This window comes from Mesorhizobium subarcticum (assembly GCF_055456085.1).
The window spans coordinates 1,145,933-1,168,972 of sequence record NZ_CM144237.1 but is presented as its reverse complement, the minus strand read 5'-3'; the positions used below and the strand labels follow the sequence as shown (position 1 = coordinate 1,168,972).

The window sequence follows — 23,040 nt, the reverse complement described above, 5'->3', positions numbered from 1 at the left end:
CTAGGCCACAGCCACGATGACGTGTGCCTGAATCTTGGCGGCAACCTCGCCGCTGCCATGCCTGGCCGCAATCGCGGCTGCGGCATAGTCCGTTGCAGCGTCCAGTTTCCCCGGATCCCTGGCCTCGATTTCGGTGCGAAGAACAGTTCCCTGGCAATAGGCAACGGCCGGGATGCGCGGGGACGATGCGCGGCTTTGTTCGGCCCTCGTCTCGATCGTCACACTGGAGAAACCAGCCTCCTCAAGGTCTCCACGGATCAATGCCGTGTCGTGGTAGCCATGCGGCGTGCGGGCCAGAAAACGCGGCGGATCGTTCGGAAAAATCCTGGCCAGGGCATTCGTCACATCGTCGGCAAAGACATTCTCCTCGATGCGATCCCAGACGTTGAACAAAAAATGTCCGCCGGGCTTCAGGACCCGCTTTGCCTCGCGGTAGGCCGAGGGGCGGCTGGGGAAGAACATCGCGCCGAACTGGCAGCAAACGAGATCGAAGGCCGCATCCTCAAATGGCAGCGCCATGGCGTCGGCCTGGCGCCATTGGATGCGACTGTCGGGCGCCTGTTGCGAGGCGGCATAGTCAAGCATTGGCTGGTTGAGGTCGGTCACGACATAACTGGCGCCTGGGGACAGTTTTGGCGCCAGTGCGCGGGTGACGACTCCGGTGCCCGCGGCGACTTCCAGGACGGCGCTGGGCGCAAGGGACGCTGCTCGCTGTGCAAGGTCCGTGGCGAACGGCTCGAAAATCAGCGGCACCATATAGCGGTCGTAGTTTTCCGGAATCGAGCCGGCAAAAAGCTTGTCCGTTTCCAACATGGCTGTCCCCGCCCTTGATGGCGAGCGAGGCTAGCACATAATCGCTTGTCTTGGGCGGCTTTCCACCCGAGAGGTGCTACTGCTCCTCCACGGTCGCCATGCCTTCGAATTCCGGAAGCCAGTGCAGAGCCGACCTGTGCCACTTCTGTTGTCTTGGGGTCAAATCCTGGCGTTGCCGCGCAGTGCCTACCCTAATCCCATAGATTTTCGGGCCATCGCCGACCGACGTTGCGTAAAGATGTGAACCGCAGTCGGCACAGAAGGCCTGAACGCGCTTGGCGCCGCTCGCTACGGTTTTGATGTAGATTTTCGGCGTCCCCCGGGTGATCCGGTAATGGTTCTCAGGCGCTGGAACCGTCAGACGGAAGGCCGTCCCGGTCAGTTGCTGGCAGTCCGTGCAGTGGCAGATAGAGGTCTTTTCCGGATCGACCTCCGCTTCATATGTGATGGCGCCGCAATGGCATCCGCCGTCGATTTTCATTTTCGCTCCTCCAAAATCCATCGACCGATCTTAGCGGGGCCGCGCGGCAGGGCAACGGCGCAGCGATGGTCCAGCGGCTAGTTGGACGCGGCCTCGATCAGCTTGCGACGCTGTTCCCAAGTGCCTGACGTCTGCGGTTTGACGAACAGCCGCGTGATCTCCGGCATCTCTTTCTTCAGCAGCGCCTCAAGGCGCTCGACGCAGGCCTCGACCTCCGGCGCCGTCAGGTGATCCTCGAACTCGATGCTGAGCCCGGCAACGATCTCTTGCGGTCCCATGTGAACGGTCAGGACGCCGTTCGCCCGTTGCACCGCCGGATCTTGCTGGGCGATCGCCAACACTTTTTTCTGCACTTCGGGAGAGGCCGGCTCGCCGATAAGCAGCCCCTTGCTTTCACGAGCGAGAAAGATTGCTGTCGCGCCGAGGATGAGCGCAATGCCGATCGAAGCCGCGCCGTCGAGCTCCGGCATCTCCAGCAGCTCCGCCGCCAATATGCCGGCAAAGGCGACGATCAGGCCAAGTAGCGCCGCGCTGTCCTCGAACAGCACGGTATAGACGCTCGGGTCCTTGCTCGATTGCACGGCTTGCAGCCAGCCTTGCTTGCCTTTTTGCTGGCGAAATTCCTTCAGCGCCACCAGCCAGGAGCTGCCTTCGAACAGGAACGACAGGCCGAGAACGATATAATTCACCTTGACGTTGGCGACAGGCTCCGGCGCCATGATGTGGATAATGCCCTCGTAGAACGACACACCGGCGCCCAGCGCGAAGACGAGCAAGGCGACAATCAAACTCCAGAAATAGAGCTCGCGGCCGTGGCCAAGCGGATGCGTGCGGTCGGCGGGGCGCGCGGCTCGATGCATGCCGTAGAGCAACAACCCGCCATTGCCGGTATCGACCAGCGAGTGGACGCCTTCCGACAGCATCGCCGAGCTGCCGGTGAAGAAGGCCGCGGCGAACTTGGTGACCGCGATGGCCAGATTGCCGGCCAGCGCCGCGTAGATGACCGTTTTCGAGCCGCCATGCCCGGCCATGCGTCCTTGTCCTCTTCAGGATGCCCATTGTAGCCGCCCAGCGGCTGAAGCTCCACAGGCAGCACAACGCGCGAACCGTCCGGTCGTTCAGACCTTTGAGAACTTGCGGCGGGAACGCTTTCTATTCGACGATCTCGTCGGTCCATACTTTGAAGCCGGCAAGCGTGCCCGGTCCGAAAATATGGGTCAGTGGCACATCCGCCGCGTCGCGTCCGGAGGCGATCAGGATGCGGCCGATGCGAGGCGAGTTGTTGCGGGGGTCGAAGACATGCCAGCGGCCGCCGAGATAGACTTCCATCCAGGCGGCGAAATCCATGCTCGACCATGGCTTCGGCAGGCCGATATCGCTGATGTAGCCGGTGCAGTAACGCGTCGGGATGTTGAGCGCCCGGCAGAAGGTGACGGCGAGATGCGCGAAGTCGCGGCACACGCCGCTCTGCTCGCGGTAGGTTTCCGCTGCAGTACGCGTCGGCCGCGCATTGCCATAGCTGAAGACGATATGGTTGTGGACGAAATCGCAAACCGCCTGCACGCGCGGTATGCCGAGCGGTGTATGGCCGAACAGCCGCCACGCCTCGCTGGCCAGAAGGTCGCTCTCGCAAAACCGGCTGGGCAGCAGGAACAGCAGCGTCTCCGCCGGCAGGTCGCGCACCTCGTGCTGCCAGGCCATCAGGTCGCCCATCTCGAATGTGCCGGGCGCGCGGATCACCGCATCGGTGCCGAAGGTGAACCGGCCGGGCGGCGCAACGAAGCGGTTGCACCAATTGCCGAAACTGTCGCGGTAGCTTTCGATCGGCACCGGCGGGTTGGAGGTCAAAAAATCCGGGCGCTCAAGGTCGGAGGCGCGGGAATAGTGGACATTGAGCATCGCAATGAGCGGCGTTTCCTGCGGAAAGTCGAAGCTCATCTCGCAGCCAATGTGGATCCGCATTGTCGTCCTGACCGCCTGCCTGACGATCACCCGGCGAAAGCACGGATCGATGCTGCAGTGCGAGAATGACAATGGCACGGACCGCCATGGTTTACGAGCAAATTAGAAATCGGTTGAAAGCGGCCGACCGGCAGTCGTGACAGAAGCTGCCCTCTTGCGGCAAAGCGTTTCTCTTGTTTCACTTCACTCCCCGCAACTGGAGGAACGAATCATGGCTAAAGGTGCGATGAAGGCAGGCAAGGAAGCTCGCAAGCCGAAGAAGGATGCCAAGAAGCCGGCAGCCGCTCCCGCCCTGAAGGCGCCGCCGGTCAAGGCGATGCGCATCAAAGAGAAGTAGGCCTCGGCAAACGCGGCGAAATCCCACCGGCGGCGTCAGGCAATGCCGCCGGGTTGATCGGGCGTTTGGACAAGCCTATACCTCTGGCGCGGGGACGACCTCGCACCTCCGAAAATTCGGTCGGGACGACCCGCCCATCATTGATCAAGCATCCCGGATCGGATTGTGTTCCGGCCCGATGCTGGATGGAGCGTTTTCCGATGTCCTGGATTCTTCTGTTTTTCGCAGGCCTGTTCGAAATCGGCTGGGCGATCGGCCTCAAATACACTGACGGTTTCTCGAAACTGGTACCAACGGTGCTGACCGTCGCGTCCATGATCGTCAGCCTTACCTTGCTTGGCCTGGCGCTGAAGGCGCTTCCCGTCGGCACCGCCTATGCGGTGTGGACCGGCATCGGCACCGTCGGCACGGCGCTGCTCGGCATCTGGTTGCTCGGCGAGCCCGCCACCGCGATCAGGCTGGCCTGTATCGCGCTGATCGTCTGCGGCATCATGGGGCTGAAGTTCGCGGCCTGATGCGTCCAAACGCACACCCTCGGGATTGGCCCGAGGATGTGCGCCGCTGGGACGATCCGCCTCGGAGAAGCTCAAGGCTTTGTTTTCATGCAAACGCGTTCAGGGCCGCTGCAAGGCGACCCTGATTCCAAATTTCGAAGCTTGGCCGAAAAGGCCTTAGCGGGCGGAGAAGCCTGGGGGCGTTCTGCCGGTGCGCTGCTTGCGCGCCGCATAGCGTGCGTCGCGTTTTGCTTTGCGCTCGGCTTCGTCGGCCAGCAAGCGAGCAATGCGCTCGGTCTCTTCGGCTTCCTTGATCTTCGCTTCAGCCTGTGCTGCCTCTTCGGCTGCAATACGCGCCGCTTCGGCCGCGGCCTCGCGCTCGGCCTTCTCGACCGCCTCGCGTGCCAGCTTTTCCTGCTTCAGCCTTGCCTTCTCGGCCTCACGAATTTCGCGGGCTTCGAGGATTGCCTTGCGTTCGGCCTGTCGCGCCAGCACTGCGGGATCGTCTGCCGCCGGCTTCGACTTGAAGCGCTCCAGAAGCGCCTTCTTTGCCTCGTTCGCGGCATTGCGCCGCTCGAAAATGTCTTTTTCCCTGTAGATAGCCAAGTCCACTTCCCTGAAGTCAATTCGCGACGCTTACATACGCGCGAATACCGAGAGTTCAAGCGCCAAAACGGTATGCCAGCCATGAAATTCCGCGATGTTGCAGCCGGGAGACGCCTTTTCCCTGCAAAACGACCTGCACTGTTCACCGTCCACGCCTCTGGCGGCGAGGCAGGTCGCTCGCTACGTCAGCGGTTCACCTTTTCCGTGAACCGCTCTTTTCTTGCTTTGACGCAATTCCGGACGGAAAACCGTTTCACACTTTTCCTGGAATTGCTTCTAGCCGCAAAACCCAACACCTGGATGACATCACATGGAACTCGGTCTTTACACTTTTGCCGACGTCAGCCCGCAGCCTGGCCCCGGCGCCATCGGCCCGCATGAGCGGCTGCGCAACCTGATCGAGGAGGTCGAACTGGCCGACCAGGTCGGTCTCGACGTCTTCGGTCTCGGCGAACATCACCGGCCTGACTATGCCGCCTCAGCGCCGGTTGTGGCCCTGGCGGCCGCTGCCGAGCGCTCGAAACGCATCAAGCTGACCAGCGCGGTCACCGTGCTTTCCTCCGACGATCCGGTGCGCGTCTTCCAGCAGTTTGCCACGCTCGATCTTCTGTCGGGCGGCCGCGCCGAGATCATGGCCGGGCGCGGTTCGTTCATCGAATCCTTCCCGTTGTTCGGCTACAATCTGGAGGACTATGACGAGCTGTTCGCCGAAAAGCTCGATCTGCTGCTGGCCATCCGAGACAGCGTCAAGGTCACATGGTCCGGCAATCTGCGCGCACCGATCAACGATCGCGGTGTCTATCCCCGGCCGCTCCAGGACAGGTTGCCGATCTGGATCGCCATTGGCGGAACGCCCCAGTCGGCCGCCCGCGCGGGCGCGCTCGGCCTGCCGCTGGCGCTCGCCATCATTGGCGGCGAGCCGGCCCGCTTCGCGCCGTTGTTCGATGTCTACCGCGAGGCCGCGAAGCGCGCCGAGGCTGACCCGTCGGGCCTCGCCACCAGCATCAACGTGCATGGCTTCATTGCCGAGACGACCGAACAGGCGGCGGACGACTTTTACGGTCCGCAGGCGGAAGTGATGAACCGCATCGGCCGTGAGCGCGGCTGGGGTCCGACATCGCGGGCGCATTTCGACCAGTCGCGTGGTCCGAGTGGCGCCCTGTTCGTCGGCAATCCCGAGCAGGTGGCGGAAAAGATCGTCGCCCAGCACAGGATTTTCAACAATGACCGCTTCTTGCTGCAGATGGCGATCGGCACCATGCCGCACGCCAAGATCATGAAGGCGATCGAACTCTACGGCACTCGGGTGGCGCCGATCGTGCGCAAGGAAACGGCGAAATCCGCGCCTGCGATGGCAGTGCCCGTCGCCTGAGCCAGATGAGCCAATGGCTGGCCTGCTGACGCGGGCCTGCCGGCTAACGGAACCTTGAAGCCACGCCGGCGTTTTTGGTCGACGGATCGCACCAATTGCGGTGCGCCGTTGAGGGACCGTGATGAAAGCCGAACCCGCCGCTTTGGGCGCAGGTGCTGCAGAGGCTGAAGACGTGCGCGTCGCGGCTCGCACGGATACCCATCTCATGCGCTCATTGCTCATCGGCATCTTCATTTTCATGACCATCTACGCGCTTTATTTCGCCCGCGCCTTCTTCATGCCGGTCATCCTGGCTTTCCTGCTGGCCCTGACATTGACGCCGATCGTGCGGCTGCTCCGCAAGCGCGGCATTCCCGAAGTGATCTCGGCGACTCTTCTGGTTCTGCTCTCGATCTGCATGTTTGCCAGCGCAGGCTACCTGCTCAGCGGTCCGGTGATCGACCTCATCAACAACACGTCATCGATCGGCCAGCAGCTCACCGAGCGCTTGGCGCAACTGCAGCGTCCGCTCGAAAAGATCATGCAGGTCTCGCATCAGATCGAGCAATTGACCGAGACCACGCAGGAGCCCGGCGTGCAGAAGGTGGCGGTTGCCCAGTCCGGCATCCTGTCGTCCGCCGCCAGCAACATCCTGTCGGCGGGAACGAGCCTCACCATCATCTTCGTGCTTTCATTGTTCCTGCTCGCTTCGGGCACGATGTTCTACGAAAAGATCATCCAGTCCTTCGCCAGCCTCAGTGAGAAGAAGCGGGCGCTGCGTGTCGTTTTTGATGTCGAGCGTGAAATCTCACACTATTTGCTCACCGTCACCATCATCAATGCCGGTCTGGGCACCGTCATCGGCCTTGGCCTGTGGGCGCTCGGCATGCCCAACCCGCTGGTCTGGGGCGTGGCCGCGGCACTCCTCAACTTCCTGCCCTATGTCGGCGCGCTGCTGACCCTGGTGCTGGTCACGGTCATGGCCTTGATCAGCTTCGATACCATTTCCTACGCGCTCCTGGCGCCGGCCTTCGTGCTGTTGTGCGACATCGTCGAAGGCCAGTTCGTGACGCCGATGGTGGTCGGCAGGCGCCTGGAGATCAACGCCGTGGCGATCTTCATCGCCATCGCCTTCTGGTCGTGGCTGTGGGGCTTCGTCGGCGCCCTGATGGCGGTGCCGCTTCTGGTCGTCATCAAGGTGTTCTGCGATCATTTCGACGGGCTCAGCCATGTCGGCAATTTCCTCGCCGCGCAGCAAACCGCCGTGGCAGAGGAGGAGTCGACGGACGAGAACAGCAAGGCCGCCGCCTAGAAGGTGGACGCTGTTTGCGGCGGCGGGATCGAATGCCTATATCCGGCCGATCAACGCCCGGTACCTTCCGCAATGAGCGACATTCCTTCCTTCGATCTCGACGCCTATCTCGCTCGCATCGGTTACGCCGGTCCTCGGGACGCATCGCTGGACACGCTGAAGGCGCTGCATTTCCTGCATCCGCAGGCAATCCCGTTCGAAAACATTGATCCGTTCCTTGGCAACCCAGTTAGACTCGACCTCGCCGCGCTGCAGGACAAGATCGTCCTTGGCAGGCGCGGCGGCTATTGCTTCGAGCACAACCTCCTCTTCATGCATGCGCTGAGGGCGCTTGGTTTTGAGGTCAGCGGCCTCGCCGCGCGTGTGCTCTGGGGTCAGAGCGAGGACGCCATCACCGCGCGCAGCCACATGCTGCTGCGCATAGAGCTTGATGGCCGGACCTATATCGCCGATGTCGGCTTCGGCGGCCTGACCCTGACCGCACCACTGTTGCTGGACTCCGGTGCGGAACAAAAAACCCCGCACGAAACGTTCCGGCTTGTCGAGGTCGACGATCATTTCCGCCTGCAGGCTGCCATCGGCGGCGACTGGCGCTCGCTCTACCGCTTCGATCTGCAGCCGCAATTTGAGGTCGACTATTCCGTCACTAGCTACTTCCTGTCGACCAACCCGATATCGCATTTCCTGACGACTGTTGTGGCGGCGCGCGCAGCGCCCGACCGGCGTTACGCTTTGCGCGGCAATCGCCTGTCGATCCATCACATTGGTGGCCGTACCGAGCAGACAGAGATAGCCACCGCCGCCGAACTTGCCGACACGCTGCAGGGCCAGCTCGGCATCATCATTCCCGACCGCACGGCTTTTCAGTCCAAGGTGCGTGAGAAGAAGATCGTGGAGACCAACGCATGACCGAATTGTCCGTTCTCGACCTGTCGCCGATCGTCGAAGGCAGCGATGCCTCGCAGTCGCTGGCCAACTCGCTCGATCTCGCCCGCCATGCCGAGCGCCTGGGCTACAAGCGCTACTGGCTGGCCGAGCATCACAACATGCCGGGCATTGCGAGCGCCGCCACATCCGTGGTCATCGCCCATGTCGCCGGCGGCACCAAAACCATTCGCGTCGGCGCCGGCGGCATCATGCTGCCCAACCATGCGCCGCTGGTCATTGCCGAGCAATTCGGCACGCTGGCTGCCTTGTTTCCCGGCCGCATCGATCTCGGCCTTGGCAGGGCGCCCGGCACCGACATGAACACCGCGCGCGCCTTGCGCCGCAACCTTGAGGCCGGCGCCGACAATTTTCCGCAGGATGTCGTCGAGCTGATGGGCTATTTCCTGCCGGCCGAGGAAGGCCAGCGCTTGCGCGCCGTGCCCGGCGAGGGCCAGACCGTGCCGATCTGGATTCTCGGCTCCAGCCTCTATGGCGCGCAGCTCGCCGCCATGCTCGGCCTGCCCTACGCCTTCGCCTCGCATTTCGCACCGGCAGAGCTCGATCAAGCGCTGGATATTTACCGCTCGCGCTTCCAGCCGTCGGAACAGCTCGACAGACCGCATGTCATGCTCGGCCTCAATGTTTTCGCCGCGCCCACCGATGCCGAGGCGCGCCTGCTGTTCACCTCGCTGCAGCAGGCCTTCGTCAATTTGCGCACCGGCCGCCCAGGAAGACTGCCGCCGCCCGTCGAGAACTATGATCGGGATCTCGACCCGATGGCCAAGACCATGCTCGGCCAGGCATTGTCCTGCGCCGTCGTCGGCTCTCCCGAAACGGTCCGCCATGGCATCGATGCCTTCGTGCGCCGCACTGGCGCCGACGAACTGATGGTCACCGCACAGATCTTTGATCATGCTTCCCGGGTGCGCTCGTTCGAGATCCTGGCCGACGCGCACAAATCGCTGTCGCAGGCAGCCTGACGTTTTGTGTCTCGCGGGGTCCTTTTGCCGGTAGCGATGCTCTGCTAAGTGCGGAGCCTCCAGAGGCAAGAGCGAGCTTTCCCGTGACACATGATCTTGACGCCCGCACGCAGTTTGCCATCGATCTGGCGCGGCGGGCAGGCGAGCTTGGCCTCAAATATTTCCGCGACCTCGACAGCCTGACCATCGAGAGCAAGGGCCATCAGGACCTGGTCTCGCAAGCCGACCGCGAGGTTGAACTGTTCATCCGCGCGGCCATCGCCGCTGATTATCCGCAAGATGGCATCGTCGGCGAGGAGCATGCCTCGGTCGCGGGCGCGACCGGCTATGTCTGGGTCATCGATCCCATCGACGGCACCGCCAATTTCGTGCGCGGCATTCCGGCCTGGTGCGTGGTGATCGCTTGCGCCAGGGATGGGGAGACGGTCGTCGGCGTCATCCACGAACCGTCGACGGGCGAGACGTTTCACGGCAGGCTCGGCGGCGGCGCCTTCGTCAACGGCAGGTCGATCAGGACAAGTGCGGCGACCAGCCTGGAAGAGGGCTCGGTGGGGACCGGATTCTCGAACCGGGCCGAGGCCGACAATATCGCCGTGCTGATCAAGAAGATCCTGGCCGAAGGCGGCGTCTTCTTCCGCAACGCCTCCGGCGCCCTGATGCTGGCCTATGTGGCCTCGGGCCGGCTGCTTGGCTATGTGGAAGAACACATGAACGCCTGGGACTGCTTGGCCGGCATGCTGCTGATCGAGGAGGCCGGTGGCACCGTTCTGAAGGCAGATCCGAAGACGGTGCTGCAGAGCGGCACACAGGTCATCTCAGGCGGCAAGGGCGTCTTTTCGAAGCTGCAAGATCTTTGCTCAGGGGTGTTCAAGCCCTGACCACGATCTCAAGCAACAGAAATCCGGCAGGCCTCAAGCCAGCTTGGCCAGCAGCTTCGTGAAGGTGGCGATCTCCTTGCTCGAGAGCGGCGCCAGTGTTTCCCTGGTGATCTCGTGGGCAAGCGGGATCAGCCGTTCGATGGCGTCGCGGCCTTCGGCGGTGAGGTTGACCAGCAGCCGCCTTTTGTCGACCTCATGTTTGGAGAGCTCGACCAAGCCGCGCGCCTTCAGCCTGTCGATGACGCCCTTCACGGTCGCCGCATCCATGGCGATCAGGGTGCCGAGCTGGTTTTGCGAGGTCTCGCCGACATCGCGCAACTTGGCCAGCGCCGCGAATTGCGGCGGCGTCAAATCGCCGATATGCGCGGCGAAAATAGAGACATGGCGCTGGTGCGCTTTGCGCAGGATGAAGCCGACCTGCTCCTGCAGGAGGTAATCGTGGTCCTCAGGCTCTTCGGCCTCGACCAGTTTGAGCAGATTGTCCTCGCCGCTCACCGCAGCCCGTCCCAGGCCTTGATGCCGTCGGCCGCAAGACCACCCATGCGGTTGTGGATGCGCGGCCCGCAGGTCATGGCCAGACAGAAAAGAATCTCGTCGGGGCGCGGGCCGTCGCTGATGCCGACTTCCATGGCGTCGAAATGGCTGCGCACATAGGCCGCGTTGATATGGCCGAGCGGCACGTCGAGCTTCGAGCCGAACGCGCCGACCTTCTTGGCCGACGGCACGATCGCCTTGGCGTCGCCGAGCCGTTCGCGCATGGCGTACCCGCCCGGCACATGCCAGAGCGCGCCATGCTCCAGTTCGCCCGCAATGCCGACGATGGCGCCCTTGCCGTAGCCGTCGATCTGCTTGACGTCGCCGCCCAGCGCGGCGATCAGTCTGTCGGAAAGCAGCAGGCCGAGCGGCTTCAGATCGTCCATGGCACTTTGCAAATCCTCGACATAGCGCCCGGCGAACGGGTTCTTGACCACGGCCATGGCAGCGGCACGCCGGCGCGGCACGTCCGCGACCGGCCCGCCCTCATGAAAGATCTCTTCGCTCAGCACGGCGATCTTGCGGATCGGGAACTCAGGCATGGGCAATTTCCTCCCTAGGATTCTTGTTGGGCGCGGCAAGTGCAACCGAGCCACTGATGCGGGCCTCACCGCCGAGAAACAGCGCCGATGCGGCAATCAGGCCGCGCCGGCGAAAATCTTCGGCGACGGCAAGGCCATTGTCCAGCGCCCGCGCCACTTCGCCAAATGCAAGCGTGCCGACGGCTTGTGTCACCAGGCGCGGGCCGAGATCGCTGTCGGGCGACAATTCCTGTGCGGGAATGCGCTTGATGGCGGGACTGCCGGGCAGGTCTACCGCGTTGGCAATCAGCGTCGCCGCCGCATCCGCCTCGGCGCCAGTCCGCGCCAGCACGGTGACGGCGTCGGCAATGCCAAGCGAGAAGGAGCGGCCGCGCCAACCGCTGGTGGCGACGCCGCCAACGCCGTCTTCCGCACGGATCGTGATCCGGTCGGCCATGCCGTTGCCGGTTCCGGCGACCGCCAGGCCCATCGACCGGCCCTTGCCGATATGGAGAGCGGTGTCGCCACCATTGTTGACATAGGCCCGGTCGAGTTTGCGGCCGGCGAGCAGGGCTGCGAGCATTTCGTCGGCTACCGATCCGGCAACGGCGGCCATCGGTGTTATGAAGCATTCCGCCAGGGGCATGACGGCTGCCTCCATGCGGCGTGCCGTCGAGCCCTCAAAGGTGCGTGGCGCCAGGAAGAATGCCGGCAGCCGCAATTCGGGAAGCTCCTTGACCAACTCGACCAGGATCGTCTGGAAGCGCGCGATGGCCTGGGCGTAGGCAGCACGACACTCATCCGCCTCGCCAAAGGCCTCGACGATCAGGTCGATCGGCCCGTGGTTGAGATGCAGCCGCTTGCCGTCCTGCAGCCAATGCGCCTGGGGGCCGTCCATCACCCGGCCCCATTCGAGCCGTTACGGCGTAACTGTGCCAGCGGCGGCCACGGATTTTGGGCCGCGGCACCCGAGCCACGGCGCGGATTGAGATATTCGCCACCCTTGGCGACGATGTCATCGACGCTTCGAATCTCAGCCTCGTAACCGCCGAGCCTGATATAGTCGTCGCGACGCAAGGTGAATTCGATCGGCGCCACCAGCGCCGGGGTCGGCACATAGCCGAAGGCGCCTTCAGGGACCCGTGTGACATCGACCATCAGCGTGATGCCGCCGCCCGGCCAGACATAGACCGGCGCGCCGCCGACCGTCACATAAGTCTTCAGGCCTTGCACCGAGCGGGTGAGATTGACCGGATTTTCGGTGACGCCGGCGCGCAGCGAACCACCGGCGCCGCCGATGAACAGCACGGTGCACAGTGCCGGCTCGCAATTATCCTCGATCAGATTGACCGACTTCTGCAACCGCTCCGGAAACGGTTTCTCGACCGGCTTCAGATGATCATCGAGTTCGTAGTAGGCGAATTGCTCACCAGTCGTCGAAACCATCAGCAGCGACAGGCCGGGGCGAGCGCCCTTCTTGGCGTTCCATTCGCCGAGGATCGACAGCGGGTCGGATATGCTGGTGCCACCCCAGCCGAGGCCGGGCTCGGAGACCTTGAAATAGCGGCCCGGCGTCGACCGGCGGCCGATGATTTTTATCCCGGTATCCTGCCAGCCCAGAACTTTGCCGGCCTGATGCTCGGAGACGACGCCGGTGATGTGGTCGTCGACGACCACCACCTCGTCGACCAGGCCGCGCCATTGCGTGGCGAACATGCCGATGGTGGCGGAGCCGCAACCGACGCGCATGCGGTGCTCCTGCTTGCCGTCGATGACAGGTGGTTTGCCGGCTTCGACGATGATGGTGGCGCCGCCGTCGATGGCCAGTTCCACCGGCTTGCGGTTGCACAGATTGAGCAGCGCGTCGCAAGTCGCGCGGCCTTCCGACTTGGAGCCGCCGGTCAGATGATGCACACCGCCCAGCGACAGCATCTGCGAGCCATACTCGCCGGTCGTAACATGGCCGATCGCTTCGCCTTGGGAGCGGACGATCGCCGTTTCGGGCCCGAGATGACGGTCGGTGTCGATCTTCACCTTGACGCCGCAGTACGAAAAAATGCCTTCGGTGACCACGGTGACGAGATCGACGCCCTCGACCTCCTGGCTGACGATGAACGGGGCCGGCTTGTAGTCGGGATAGGTGGTGCCGGCGCCTATCGCCGTGACGAAGCGGCGCCCGGTGTTGACCAGTTCGCCGTCCCAAGCCTCGCCCTCTGCGACAAAGGGCACCATGGCGGCGCCGGTCTCGGCCGCGTGGTCGAGAATGGTCAGCGGATCCATGCGCACGATCCTTCCGCCGGTATTGCCGTAGCGGTCACAGGCGCCGGTGCGGCCATCGGCGATGTAGCACATCACCGGGCAGGCATCGCAGCGGATCTTCTCCGCCACCAGCTTCTCGCCAGGGTCATGGGTCTCAAAACGCTCGGCAAGCTCGCTCATGCGCGTGCCTCCTTTTCGCGGATCCCATCTTTTTCCCGAATGCCAGCGCGGATACGGGTCGGTGTCGCCGGAACCTTGGTGACCAGCACGCCTGTGGCATGGCGGATGGCATTGAGGATTGCCGGCGCCGTCGGGATCAGCACATGCTCGCCTAGCCCCTTGGCGCCGAACGGCCCTTCCGGGTCGGGCACCTCGATCAGGATGGTCTCGATCGGCGGCACGTCGCCGATCGTTGGGATGAGATAGTCGTGCAAATTCTCGGTGCGGCCTGGAATATACTCTTCCATCAGCGCCATGCCGATGCCTTGCGCGATGCCGCCCTCGATCTGGCCTTCGACCAGCAGCGGGTTGATCGCCTTGCCAACATCATGCGCGGCGGTGATTTTCAGCAGTTTCACCGTGCCAAGCTTGAGATCGACCTCCAGCTCGGCGATCTGCGCGCCGTAACCGTAGACGGCATAGGGCTTGCCCTGGCCCTTGGCATCGAGCGGCAGCGTCGGCGGATCGTAGGTTTCCTCGGCGCGGAAGACGAAGCCGTCCGCATCCACATCGAGCGCGGCGAGATCGATACGGCGGGTAGCCTCGCCCTCGCGGATGACGATTGCCAAACCGTCCAATTGCAGGGATGCCTTTTCCGAGACGTTGGCAAAGCGCAGTATCTTTTCGCGCAAGGCCCGCCCGGCCTTTTCGGCCGCCTTGCCGGTGACAAAGGTTTGGCGCGACGCCGAGGTCTTGCCGGCATCGGGACTTATCGCCGTGTCGGCACTCTTCAGCCGGAATCTTTCCAGCGGCAGGCCAAGCGCGTCGGCGCAGATCTGGGTGATGACGGTGTTGGAGCCCTGGCCGATATCGACAGCGCCCTGGTGCAGGATGACCTCACCCGACGGCGAGATGCCGACCCGGATCGTCGACGGATTGGGCAGCGAGGTGTTGCCGCAGCCATACCAGCAGGACGCGATGCCGACGCCGCGTTTTCTATTTATATTAGATATATTGAATATATCGGCGTCGGCCGTTGCGCGGGCCCAATGCGACCGCAGGGAGTCGAGGCATTCGAAGATACCGACACCGGATTCCAGTCTCTGCCCGGTAACCGTTTCGGAGCCATTCCGAAGGCAGTTCTTCAGGCGAAAATCGAGCCTGTCGATGCCAAGCTTCCCGGCCAGCTCGTCATACAGCGTCTCCTGCATGATCGTGGCCTGCGGCACGCCGAAACCACGGAAGGCACCGGAGATCGGACCATGCGTGTGGATGGCGCGGCCCTCGGCACGGTAGTTCGGCGTCGCATAGGGGCCGGAGGCATGCACCGGCACGCGGTTCGCCACGGTCGGCCCCCAGCTGGCATAGGCGCCGGTGTTGAAATCGCCTGAAAAGACCATGCCGGTGACGAGGCCGTCAGCATCGGCGCCGATAGTCGCCTTCATTTCGGAGGGATGGCGCTTGGTGGTCGACATCATCGATTCGTTACGGGTGTAGGCGAGTGCGGCCGGCCGCCCGGTCTTCAGTGCCACAAGGCCGATCAGCGGCTGCAGCGAGACGTCGAGCTTGGAGCCGAAGCCGCCGCCTGTGGCGGTCGGCACGATGCGCACCTTGTCGACAGCAAGGCCGAGCACTTTCGCCGTCTCGTCGCGGTCCATATAAGGCGCTTGCGTGCAGGCGACGACGACCAGCGTATCGCCATCGAAATAGGCATAGCCGGCTTCCGGTTCGATATAGGCATGCTCGACATAGGAGGTGTCGATGGCGCCAGACACTGTAAAAGCAGCATCCGCAAGCGCTGCCTCGGGGTTGCCGCGCTCGACAAAGCCCTTGGTCAAAAGATTGGCGGGGCGGTTCTCATGGATCAAAGCGGCGTCGGCAGCCTGAGCTTCGGCAGGCTGGAGAAAATGCGGCAACTCGCTCCAGCGGATCGGGAAATCCGATAGGTCTAGATCAAGGATGGCTTCGCGCTCGCCGGCGACCAGTGCAACCGCTTCGCCACGCAGCCGGGCAAATCCCTCCGCCAGCGCCGGCTGGTCCGCGAATGGGCCAATGACGCCGAAACAGTTCTTTCCCGGAATATCGGCCGCCGTGAAGACGCCAGCGATGCCTTGATGCCTCTTTGCCCAGTCATCTAGGTCGCCGAAGGCAAAGCTGGCATGATAGTGCGGCGAGCGGACCACCAGCACGGACAAGGCATCGGCGGGGAAGGAATCGCCACCGAACTTTTCGCCGCCGGTCACCTTCGGCATGCCATCGAGCCTGACAGGTGACGCGCCAACGGCGTGGCCGGACTGAGGCAGGCAGAAATCCAGACTTGCTGACTGGAGGGATGCATCCATGACCGCAGCGATGATCTTCCGATAGCCGGTGCAGCGGCAGAGAATACCACCCAGCGCGTCCTGCACCTCGATCTCGGTCGGGCTCGGTTTCTTGTCCAGCAGCGCAGTCGCCGCGACCAGCAGCGCCGGCGTGCAGATGCCGCATTGCGCCGCGCCATGGGCCAGGAAGGAGTCTTGCAGCGCCGACAGCCGGTCATTGGCGAGCCCCTCCACGGTCGTCACCGATGCGCCGGCGGCGGAAGCTGCGGACATCAGGCAGGCGCAGACGGGATCGCCATCGACCAGCACTGTGCAGGCGCCGCAATCGCCGGCGTCGCAGCCGACCTTGGTGCCGGTCAGCCGCAACTCATCGCGCAGCACCAGGGACAGCCGGCGCAGTGGCGGCACATTGACGGAAACGGCATCGCCATTGACCTCGAAAGCGATATCCGCGCGCTCAAGGCCGATGCCTCGCCGAACAGCACCAAGATCAGGCAGTGTTTCACCGACTTCAGGCCAGACCCGGTTCATGCCGCCACCATTCCGTGATCGCTTGTCTGTCCGCAGGCCTGCAACACGGCGCGGGCAACGATCTCGCGCACCGCATCGAGCCGGTACTCGGCGCTGCCGCGTACATCGGCGATCGGCGACAGCTCGGCCATCGGCGCGGACTGGACCGCATCGGCGAGCCCGTGATCGGCCGGCAATCCGCGCAGTGCTGTCTCGACGGCGGCAAGCCGCTTGGCGACAGCCGAGCAGGAACCAACGGCAACGGCAGCATCCGCGACAATGCCGTTCTCGACGGCCAGGCGCGCCGCCACCATGGCAATGGAAATGACGAGATAGCGCCGCGCGCCCAGCTTGACGAAGGCCGATGTGCCGGCGACAGCAAGCTTAGGCACGCGGATAGCCGTCACCATTTCGCCGGGCTGCAGGGCCGTGCGGCGGTTGCCGAGAATGAATTCCGGCAAGGGTAGATAACGCGTTGCCGCTGCCGAACGCAGTTCGACCTCGGCATCAAGCGTGAGCAGGCTCGGCACGCCGTCGGCGGCCGGTGAGGCGTTGCAGACATTGCCGGCAACGGAAGCAACGTTCTGGATCTGCGGCGAACCAACCTCGCGCGCGGCCTGTTGCAGCGCGTCGAAGGCTGGCGGCAAGGGATAGCGGATGATGTCGGTCCAGGTCGTGCGCGCACCGATGACAAAGTGGTCGTCCGTCTCTGCAATGCCGCGCAGCGCCGCCAGGCCGTTGATATCAAGGACATTGTCGCGGAGGGGCTTGGTGCCTTGCGCCGGATAGAAATCGGTGCCGCCGGCGAGGATACGCCAGGCGCCCTCGCCAAGCAGCGCGAGCGCTTCATCGACCGTGGTGGGTTTCGCGTAACGGATCACGCTTTGCCTTCCCAGATAGGGCCTTCCCCGAAATTGGCCCACCCAGGGCGCCTACCCTGGGATTGTCTTGCCGGTTTGCACCCGGAAACTCATTCGTATGCAAATGATATCAAGCCGGCAGAAATTGTCAAAGCCAGAGTTTGGACCATCATCCTTGCGGGGATACATGCAACGAGATTGTTACGTCTTCGCAGGTTGACGCGGGCGGCCATCTGGTCAAGTTTCTGCCTCCGGTCGCGTCAGCGGCATCTTTCTACTGGAGCCCGAGCCCACACAGAGAAGAAGGAGGCCCAATGGCCGACCAAGCGCTTGTTGTCATCGACCTGCAGAACGACTTTTGCCCGGGCGGTGCGTTGGCCGTGACCGGCGGCGACGAGATCGTGCCGCTGGTCAATGATATGATCCGCCACGCCGACCATGTCGTGCTGACGCAGGACTGGCACCCCGCCGGCCATTCCAGCTTCGCCTCCAGCCATCCCGGCGCGCAACCCTTCTCGACGATCGAGATGCCCTACGGCCAGCAGACGCTGTGGCCGGACCATTGCATTCAGGGCAGTCTTGGCTCGGATTTCCACTCCGGCCTTGCCTGGACGAAGGCCGAACTTGTCATCCGCAAGGGATTTCGCCCCGACATCGACAGCTATTCGGCCTTCTTCGAGAACGACCGCACGACGCCCACGGGCCTCGCCGGCTATCTCAGGGAGCGCGGCATCGACACGCTGACCCTGGTCGGCCTGGCGACCGATTTTTGTGTCGGCTTTTCGGCGCTGGACGCGGTCAGCCATGGGTTCAAGACCACGGTTCGGCTCGACGCCTGCCGCGCCATCGATCTCAACGGCTCGCTCGAGACGATGCTGCAGCGCATGCGCGACGCCGGTGTGACGCTTGAAGACCAGTTGTCGGACTGAACAGGCGTGGGGGCTGCGAGAGGGTTTTCGCCGGTTGCGATGAGGGTGATGGCGGGCGCTGCAATCGCCGCGACCATGCTGCTTCCAGCACACGCTTTTGCCGCCGAGGAACACGGCCTACCCGGCGCCACCATGTCGCTATGGTGGGCACTGCCCTTTGCCGGCCTGCTACTGTCGATCGCCACTGGTCCGCTGCTGTTCCACCATGTCTGGGAGCATCATTACGGCAAGATCGCAGCGTTCTGGGCAGCGCTGGTGATCGTACCGCTGGCACTGGCCTTCGGCATCCCTTCGGCGACCGAAGCGGTGCTGCATGCGCTGCTCACCGAATACATGTCCTTCATCATCCTTTTGTTTGCGCTCTACACGATTTCGGGCGGCATCCTGGTGGCCGGCAACATCCACGGCACGCCGCTGGTCAATGCCGGGTTGCTGCTGGCCGGCGCGCTGCTCGCGTCGGTCATCGGCACCACCGGCGCCTCGATGATCCTGATCCGGCCGGTCCTTCGCGCCAACGACAACAGGCCGCTCAACGCCCATGTTGTCATCTTCTTCATCTTCCTGGTTTCCAACATTGGCGGCTCCCTGACGCCGCTGGGCGACCCGCCGCTGTTCGTCGGTTTCCTGCGCGGCGTCGATTTCTTCTGGACCACCACCAATCTCTACCGGGAGACGCTGTTCGTCGGCCTCGTCGTGCTGGCGGTGTTCCTGGTCATCGACATCATCCTGCACCGACGCGAAAACGGCGCGCCGAAAATCAAGGATCCGACGCCGGATACGAAGGTGCGCCTGCGCGGCCTGGCCAATCTTCCACTGCTCGCCGGCGTCATCGGCGCCATCCTGCTGTCGGCGGCCTGGAAGCCGGGCGTGAGCTTTTCCGTGTTCGGGGTCGGCCTGGAACTGCAGAACCTGGTGCGCGACGCCATCATCCTGGTGCTGGCCTTGCTGTCGCTTCCCCTGTCCTACAAGAGCCACCGCGAAGCCAACGGCTTCAACTGGGGGCCGATCGCGGAGGTGGCGAAATTGTTCGCCGGCATCTTCATCTGCATCGTGCCGGTCATCGCCATACTCCGGGCAAGCCATGAAGGGGCCCTGGCGCCGGTGGTGTCCCTTGTCAGCTCTCCCTCGGGTCAGCCCAACGACCTCGCCTATTTCTGGCTGACCGGCGCGTTGTCGTCCTTCCTCGACAACGCGCCAACCTATCTTGTGTTTTTCGAGCTCGCCGGCGGCGATGCCCATCATCTGATGACCGAGTTCGCCTCGACGCTGGCCGCGATCTCGGCGGGCGCCGTGTTCATGGGCGCCAACACCTATATCGGCAATGCGCCCAACTTCATGGTCTATGCCATCGCCAGGCATCGCGGCGTCAAGATGCCAGGCTTCTTCGGCTACATGCTCTGGTCCGGGCTGGTGCTGATCCCGACATTTCTGGTCGCGGGCTTTGTGTTTTTCGGCTGATCAACCGACACCGACATAGCGCCTGACGGCCGATGGATCGGCGCGCAATTCCTCGACGTCGACCGTCTCGCGGTTGCGACCGTTCTCGATGAACGACACCCGGTCGGCGACCGATAGCACTGCGTCCACCCGTTGCTCGACCAAAATGGTCGAGACACCCATGTCGCGCAGCGTCGACACCGTCTCGCGGATTTTTGCGATCATCGACGGCATCAGTCCTTCGGTGGGCTCGTCAAGCAGCAGCACCTGCGGTTCGAGGCAGAGCGCACGCGCCATCGCCAGCATCTGCTGCTCCCCGCCCGACAAGGTGCCGGAGCGCTGCCTCAGCCGCTGGCGCAGCAAGGGGAAGAGGTCGAGCACCTTTTCCCGCACCGCCTTGCCCTTGCCTCGCGCCATCAGCCCGACCTCGATATTTTCGGCCACCGTCATCTCGGCAAACAGCCGTCTTCCCTGAGGCACATAGGCGACGCCTGCCTTTGGCACCTCATGCGCCGGCAGGCCGGTCAATTCCTGGCCGGCGAGTCTGATCGAGCCGGCACGCGCCGGGACAAGACCCATGATGGCTTTCAGCGTCGTCGTCTTGCCGGCGCCGTTGCGGCCGAACAGGCACAGGACCTCGCCCTGGTTCAGCACGAGGTCGAGGCGATAGAGCACCTGGACCTCGCCATAGAAGCAGTCCAGTCCCGCGATCACCAGGGCTTCCGTCTTGCTCTTTTCCGCCTTGTTCGCTTCAATCATGGGGCGGTTCCCAGATAGGCTTCCTGCACCGCCGCGTTTTCGCGGATTGCCTCGGGCGTGCCTTCCGCCAGGATCTTGCCGGCGTTGAAGACGGTGATGCGGTCGGCAAGCTGCATGACGACAGGCATGTTGTGTTCGATCAGCAGCACGGTGGCGTCCGTGGCGATCTCACGCACCAGCGCGATGAAATTGTCGATCTCGCTGTCGGCCAGCCCTTGCGTCGGCTCGTCGAGGATAAGCAAGCGTGGCTTCAGCGCCAGGCCCATCGCCACCTCCAGAAGGCGCTGGTGGCCATAGGACAATTGCCCGGCCGGCATATGGGCGCGGTCGGCCAGGCCGGTACGTTCGAGCGCTGTCATGACGCCGGCCTTGACCGCGTCTTTCGAGCGACCATCGCTCAGCGTGCGCTGCACCGGCAGTGCGACATTGTCGTAAGCGCTGAGATTGGCGAAGACGCTGGTGATCTGGAACGTATAGGCGATGCCTTGGCGCACCCTGATATAGGCCGGCAGGCTGGTGATGTCGGCGCCATCGAAGACGATGGCTCCAGAAGAGGGCTGGATGCGGCCGCTGACCAGGCTGACGAAGGTGGTCTTCCCCGCCCCGTTGGGTCCGATAACTGCGCGGATCTCTCCGGGCATCAAGGTGAAGTCGACACTATCGACGGCGCGCAGGCCGCCGAAACTGCGCGACAGGCCCTTGGTGGTCAAAAGCGGCATCATGGCAGCCATCCGAGCCAGCGCTGGCGGATGGTGCCCAGAATGCCCTTGGGAAAGAACAGCACCAAAAGGATGAGCGCGATGCCGACGATCAGCAGATAGGCTGATGTGTAGCCGCTGGTGATGTCGATGACATAATACATGAAGACCGTGCCGATCAGCGGCCCGAGCGTCGTTGCGGCACCCCCGAGCAGGACCCACAGCAGCGGCAGGATCGAATATTGCACCGAAGCGAAGCTAGATCCGACATAGCCGAACAGCAGCGCATAGGCGGCCCCCGAGGCAGCACAGATGGTGCCGGAGACGACGACGGCTATGAGCTTGTTGGAGAAGGTGTCGTAGCCCAGCATCTTCGTCCGCTCCTCATTCTCGCGGATGGCGACCAGTGCGCGGCCGTATCGGGAACGGACAATGGCCAGCGTGATCAGCAGAACGATTGAAAACAACGCCAGCGCGCTCATGTAGCGCACAGTCGGGTTGGTCAGGTCGAGCGATGTCGCACCGAAAGTGAGAACCCGCGCCGGTTGTGGCACGACCATGCCTTGATCGCCCCCGGTCCACGACGCGAAGTAGAGGATCAGCAGGGAAAACACCTGCGCGAACATCATGGTGACGATCATGAAGGCCACGCCCGTGGTGCGCAGTGCCAGGAGACCGATCACCAGCGCCAGCACCGCGCCGCAGGCAATCCCACTGACGAAGGCCAGCGGCACGCCCCAGCCGAGCTGGATGACTGCAAGGCCGGCGCCATAAAGCCCAGCGCCGAAGAACATGGCATGGCCAAGGCTGAGCAGGCCTACATAGCCGAACAGCATGTTGTAGCCCATGGCGAAGACCGCCAGCACCATGATGCGGGCGAGCAAGCCGTGATAGTAGTCCGGCAGCAGGAAGCTCAGGACGAAGAGTAGGGCGATGACGCCGAGATGCAGCGCATAGGCCTTTGCCGGCGAAGCTTCGCTCATCGCGATGCCGTCCCGAACAGGCCCTGTGGCCGGAACACCAGCACCATAGCGACCAGCAGCGTGGCGATGATCTTGGCCAAGGTCGGCGAGAAGAACATCGAGACAATGCCATCGGACATGCCGATCAGCACGGCGGCGACGACGGTGCCGCGCAGGGAGCCCAGACCGCCAATGATGACGACGATGAAGGAGAGCAGCAGCGGATCCTGCCCCATCAGATAATGCGCCTGGCTGATCGGCACGATCAGCACCGCGGCGATCGCCGCCAGCATGGCGCCAAGCGCGAAGACGCCGCCATAGACGCGGCCGACCGGGATACCAAAGGCTTGCGCCGTCTCGCTGTCATACTGGGTGGCGCGCATAATGAGGCCGATCCTGGTGCGCGTCAGCACCAGCCAGGTCGCGATCAAGATGAGCGCGGAAGCCGCGATGATCGATAATTTGTAGCCGGAATAGCCGAACCACGGCAAAAGGATGCGATAGCTGAACGGCGGCTCGACGGGCCGCGCCTCCGGACCATAGAAGGTCAGCGCCAGCTGCTGGATGATGTAGAGCATGCCGATCGTGGCAACGATGGTGGCTTCCGGATTGTAGTTGAGCCGGCGCAGCACCAACCGTTCCGCGACCAGCGCAATGGCGCCGACGATCAAGGGCGCGATCACCAGTGCCGCCAGGAAGCCGAGCGCCGGATGGCCACCGATCGCCGTGGTGATCGCCCAGGCGAGCACGGCGCCCAGCATCAAGAACTCGCCATGCGCGACATTGACGACGCGCATGACGCCGAACACCAGCGAGAGGCCGAGCGCGGTCAGCGCCAGCACGGCCGAGGTGACGAGGCCTTCGAGGGCGGCGAGGAGGAGGTGGGGTCCAAAGTGCATGGGCTAGGCACCGAGGGATGCACGAGGCACCCCCCTCTGCCCTGCCGGGCA

Annotated in this window: 24 protein-coding genes; 9 read left to right on the top strand and 15 right to left on the bottom strand. The window is 63.5% G+C overall.

The annotated features are described in order from the left end of the window. From ACZYHG_RS05440 to ACZYHG_RS05425, 4 genes are all read right to left on the bottom strand, one after another. On the bottom strand, positions 1–813 hold the full coding sequence (locus ACZYHG_RS05440; protein ID WP_464612882.1) for a class I SAM-dependent methyltransferase: 813 nt from the start codon (positions 811–813) through the stop codon (positions 1–3). Positions 814–889: 76 nt separating this feature from the next. Next, positions 890–1,294, bottom strand: a complete 405-nt coding sequence (locus ACZYHG_RS05435; RefSeq protein ID WP_464612881.1) for a GFA family protein — start codon at positions 1,292–1,294, stop codon at positions 890–892. Positions 1,295–1,371: 77 nt separating this feature from the next. After that, complete coding sequence (locus ACZYHG_RS05430) at positions 1,372–2,325, bottom strand: cation diffusion facilitator family transporter (protein ID WP_464612880.1); 954 nt, start codon at positions 2,323–2,325, stop codon at positions 1,372–1,374. 121 nt (positions 2,326–2,446) lie between these two features. Then, positions 2,447–3,256 (bottom strand): transglutaminase-like domain-containing protein, encoded by an 810-nt coding sequence (locus tag ACZYHG_RS05425; protein ID WP_464612879.1) that lies wholly within the window; start codon positions 3,254–3,256, stop codon positions 2,447–2,449. Between the two features lie 211 nt (positions 3,257–3,467). Between ACZYHG_RS05425 and ACZYHG_RS05420 the strand changes: the two genes are divergently transcribed. Then, a complete protein-coding gene (locus ACZYHG_RS05420) occupies positions 3,468–3,593 on the top strand; it encodes a hypothetical protein (protein ID WP_081294138.1) in 126 nt (41 codons plus the stop codon). 200 nt (positions 3,594–3,793) lie between these two features. Then, the gene (gene sugE / locus ACZYHG_RS05415; RefSeq protein ID WP_064990686.1) at positions 3,794–4,108 is read left to right on the top strand and encodes a quaternary ammonium compound efflux SMR transporter SugE; all 315 of its coding nucleotides are present in this window, start codon (positions 3,794–3,796) and stop codon (positions 4,106–4,108) included. Between the two features lie 156 nt (positions 4,109–4,264). On the opposite strand, the gene ACZYHG_RS05410 is transcribed toward sugE, so the two are convergent. Further along, positions 4,265–4,693 (bottom strand): DUF6481 family protein, encoded by a 429-nt coding sequence (locus ACZYHG_RS05410; RefSeq protein WP_027052925.1) that lies wholly within the window; start codon positions 4,691–4,693, stop codon positions 4,265–4,267. A gap of 310 nt (positions 4,694–5,003) precedes the next feature. Here ACZYHG_RS05410 and ACZYHG_RS05405 point away from each other — a divergent pair, with 310 nt between their 5' ends. The 5 genes from ACZYHG_RS05405 to ACZYHG_RS05385 all read left to right on the top strand — a co-directional run bounded on the left by ACZYHG_RS05405 (position 5,004) and on the right by ACZYHG_RS05385 (position 10,141). Beyond that, on the top strand, positions 5,004–6,065 hold the full coding sequence (locus ACZYHG_RS05405) for an LLM class flavin-dependent oxidoreductase (protein WP_464612878.1): 1,062 nt from the start codon (positions 5,004–5,006) through the stop codon (positions 6,063–6,065). 121 nt (positions 6,066–6,186) lie between these two features. Then, positions 6,187–7,356, top strand: coding sequence for an AI-2E family transporter (locus ACZYHG_RS05400; protein WP_464612877.1), 1,170 nt, complete (start codon positions 6,187–6,189; stop codon positions 7,354–7,356). 72 nt (positions 7,357–7,428) lie between these two features. Next, a complete protein-coding gene (locus tag ACZYHG_RS05395; protein WP_464612876.1) occupies positions 7,429–8,265 on the top strand; it encodes an arylamine N-acetyltransferase family protein in 837 nt (278 codons plus the stop codon). Further along, on the top strand, positions 8,262–9,263 hold the full coding sequence (locus ACZYHG_RS05390) for an LLM class flavin-dependent oxidoreductase (RefSeq protein ID WP_464612875.1): 1,002 nt from the start codon (positions 8,262–8,264) through the stop codon (positions 9,261–9,263). Before ACZYHG_RS05395 ends, ACZYHG_RS05390 begins: the two co-directional genes overlap by 4 nt. An 83-nt stretch (positions 9,264–9,346) precedes the next feature. Continuing rightward, positions 9,347–10,141 (top strand): inositol monophosphatase family protein, encoded by a 795-nt coding sequence (locus tag ACZYHG_RS05385; protein ID WP_464612874.1) that lies wholly within the window; start codon positions 9,347–9,349, stop codon positions 10,139–10,141. 33 nt (positions 10,142–10,174) lie between these two features. On the opposite strand, the gene ACZYHG_RS05380 is transcribed toward ACZYHG_RS05385, so the two are convergent. The 6 genes from ACZYHG_RS05380 to ACZYHG_RS05355 are packed head-to-tail and all read right to left on the bottom strand — an operon-like array spanning position 10,175 to position 17,326. Beyond that, positions 10,175–10,636 (bottom strand): MarR family winged helix-turn-helix transcriptional regulator, encoded by a 462-nt coding sequence (locus tag ACZYHG_RS05380; RefSeq protein ID WP_027032387.1) that lies wholly within the window; start codon positions 10,634–10,636, stop codon positions 10,175–10,177. Continuing rightward, positions 10,633–11,217, bottom strand: a complete 585-nt coding sequence (locus tag ACZYHG_RS05375) for an amino acid synthesis family protein (RefSeq protein WP_115141479.1) — start codon at positions 11,215–11,217, stop codon at positions 10,633–10,635. Before ACZYHG_RS05375 ends, ACZYHG_RS05380 begins: the two co-directional genes overlap by 4 nt. Continuing rightward, positions 11,210–12,094: a UPF0280 family protein gene (locus ACZYHG_RS05370; RefSeq protein ID WP_464612873.1), complete on the bottom strand. Its 885-nt coding sequence runs from the start codon at positions 12,092–12,094 to the stop codon at positions 11,210–11,212. The genes ACZYHG_RS05375 and ACZYHG_RS05370 overlap by 8 nt, the downstream gene beginning before the upstream one ends. Then, a complete protein-coding gene (locus ACZYHG_RS05365) occupies positions 12,094–13,635 on the bottom strand; it encodes a 6-hydroxynicotinate reductase (RefSeq protein WP_464612872.1) in 1,542 nt (513 codons plus the stop codon). The genes ACZYHG_RS05370 and ACZYHG_RS05365 overlap by 1 nt, the downstream gene beginning before the upstream one ends. Further along, a complete protein-coding gene (locus ACZYHG_RS05360; protein WP_464612871.1) occupies positions 13,632–16,466 on the bottom strand; it encodes a molybdopterin-dependent oxidoreductase in 2,835 nt (944 codons plus the stop codon). Before ACZYHG_RS05360 ends, ACZYHG_RS05365 begins: the two co-directional genes overlap by 4 nt. Then, positions 16,463–17,326 (bottom strand): FAD binding domain-containing protein, encoded by an 864-nt coding sequence (locus ACZYHG_RS05355; protein WP_464612870.1) that lies wholly within the window; start codon positions 17,324–17,326, stop codon positions 16,463–16,465. The genes ACZYHG_RS05360 and ACZYHG_RS05355 overlap by 4 nt, the downstream gene beginning before the upstream one ends. A 293-nt stretch (positions 17,327–17,619) precedes the next feature. Here ACZYHG_RS05355 and pncA point away from each other — a divergent pair, with 293 nt between their 5' ends. After that, a complete protein-coding gene (pncA, locus tag ACZYHG_RS05350; RefSeq protein ID WP_464612869.1) occupies positions 17,620–18,234 on the top strand; it encodes a bifunctional nicotinamidase/pyrazinamidase in 615 nt (204 codons plus the stop codon). Between the two features lie 48 nt (positions 18,235–18,282). Beyond that, positions 18,283–19,692: a sodium:proton antiporter gene (locus ACZYHG_RS05345; protein WP_464612868.1), complete on the top strand. Its 1,410-nt coding sequence runs from the start codon at positions 18,283–18,285 to the stop codon at positions 19,690–19,692. On the opposite strand, the gene ACZYHG_RS05340 is transcribed toward ACZYHG_RS05345, so the two are convergent. Genes ACZYHG_RS05340 through ACZYHG_RS05325 form a run of 4 tightly spaced genes read right to left on the bottom strand, consistent with a single transcriptional unit; the run spans position 19,693 to position 22,989 of the window. Continuing rightward, positions 19,693–20,430 (bottom strand): ABC transporter ATP-binding protein, encoded by a 738-nt coding sequence (locus ACZYHG_RS05340; RefSeq protein ID WP_464612867.1) that lies wholly within the window; start codon positions 20,428–20,430, stop codon positions 19,693–19,695. Beyond that, the gene (locus ACZYHG_RS05335; protein ID WP_464612866.1) at positions 20,427–21,152 is read right to left on the bottom strand and encodes an ABC transporter ATP-binding protein; all 726 of its coding nucleotides are present in this window, start codon (positions 21,150–21,152) and stop codon (positions 20,427–20,429) included. Before ACZYHG_RS05335 ends, ACZYHG_RS05340 begins: the two co-directional genes overlap by 4 nt. Further along, a complete protein-coding gene (locus ACZYHG_RS05330; RefSeq protein ID WP_464612865.1) occupies positions 21,149–22,111 on the bottom strand; it encodes a branched-chain amino acid ABC transporter permease in 963 nt (320 codons plus the stop codon). The genes ACZYHG_RS05335 and ACZYHG_RS05330 overlap by 4 nt, the downstream gene beginning before the upstream one ends. Next, positions 22,108–22,989, bottom strand: coding sequence for a branched-chain amino acid ABC transporter permease (locus ACZYHG_RS05325; RefSeq protein ID WP_464612864.1), 882 nt, complete (start codon positions 22,987–22,989; stop codon positions 22,108–22,110). Before ACZYHG_RS05325 ends, ACZYHG_RS05330 begins: the two co-directional genes overlap by 4 nt. Positions 22,990–23,040: the final 51 nt, after the last annotated feature.

Bases quoted from the DNA above. Each gene is read 5' to 3' on its own strand.
- ACZYHG_RS05440 (WP_464612882.1), bottom strand. From the start codon at position 813: ATGTTGGAAACGGACAAGCTTTTTGCCGGCTCGATTCCGGAAAACTAC.
- ACZYHG_RS05435 (WP_464612881.1), bottom strand. From the start codon at position 1,294: ATGAAAATCGACGGCGGATGCCATTGCGGCGCCATCACATATGAAGCG.
- ACZYHG_RS05430 (WP_464612880.1), bottom strand. From the start codon at position 2,325: ATGGCCGGGCATGGCGGCTCGAAAACGGTCATCTACGCGGCGCTGGCC.
- ACZYHG_RS05425 (WP_464612879.1), bottom strand. From the start codon at position 3,256: ATGCGGATCCACATTGGCTGCGAGATGAGCTTCGACTTTCCGCAGGAA.
- ACZYHG_RS05420 (WP_081294138.1), top strand. From the start codon at position 3,468: ATGGCTAAAGGTGCGATGAAGGCAGGCAAGGAAGCTCGCAAGCCGAAG.
- sugE (WP_064990686.1), top strand. From the start codon at position 3,794: ATGTCCTGGATTCTTCTGTTTTTCGCAGGCCTGTTCGAAATCGGCTGG.
- ACZYHG_RS05405 (WP_464612878.1), top strand. From the start codon at position 5,004: ATGGAACTCGGTCTTTACACTTTTGCCGACGTCAGCCCGCAGCCTGGC.
- ACZYHG_RS05400 (WP_464612877.1), top strand. From the start codon at position 6,187: ATGAAAGCCGAACCCGCCGCTTTGGGCGCAGGTGCTGCAGAGGCTGAA.
- ACZYHG_RS05395 (WP_464612876.1), top strand. From the start codon at position 7,429: ATGAGCGACATTCCTTCCTTCGATCTCGACGCCTATCTCGCTCGCATC.
- ACZYHG_RS05390 (WP_464612875.1), top strand. From the start codon at position 8,262: ATGACCGAATTGTCCGTTCTCGACCTGTCGCCGATCGTCGAAGGCAGC.
- ACZYHG_RS05375 (WP_115141479.1), bottom strand. From the start codon at position 11,217: ATGCCTGAGTTCCCGATCCGCAAGATCGCCGTGCTGAGCGAAGAGATC.
- ACZYHG_RS05370 (WP_464612873.1), bottom strand. From the start codon at position 12,094: ATGGACGGCCCCCAGGCGCATTGGCTGCAGGACGGCAAGCGGCTGCAT.
- ACZYHG_RS05365 (WP_464612872.1), bottom strand. From the start codon at position 13,635: ATGAGCGAGCTTGCCGAGCGTTTTGAGACCCATGACCCTGGCGAGAAG.
- ACZYHG_RS05360 (WP_464612871.1), bottom strand. From the start codon at position 16,466: ATGAACCGGGTCTGGCCTGAAGTCGGTGAAACACTGCCTGATCTTGGT.
- pncA (WP_464612869.1), top strand. From the start codon at position 17,620: ATGGCCGACCAAGCGCTTGTTGTCATCGACCTGCAGAACGACTTTTGC.
- ACZYHG_RS05345 (WP_464612868.1), top strand. From the start codon at position 18,283: ATGGCGGGCGCTGCAATCGCCGCGACCATGCTGCTTCCAGCACACGCT.
- ACZYHG_RS05340 (WP_464612867.1), bottom strand. From the start codon at position 20,430: ATGATTGAAGCGAACAAGGCGGAAAAGAGCAAGACGGAAGCCCTGGTG.
- ACZYHG_RS05335 (WP_464612866.1), bottom strand. From the start codon at position 21,152: ATGATGCCGCTTTTGACCACCAAGGGCCTGTCGCGCAGTTTCGGCGGC.
- ACZYHG_RS05330 (WP_464612865.1), bottom strand. From the start codon at position 22,111: ATGAGCGAAGCTTCGCCGGCAAAGGCCTATGCGCTGCATCTCGGCGTC.
- ACZYHG_RS05325 (WP_464612864.1), bottom strand. From the start codon at position 22,989: ATGCACTTTGGACCCCACCTCCTCCTCGCCGCCCTCGAAGGCCTCGTC.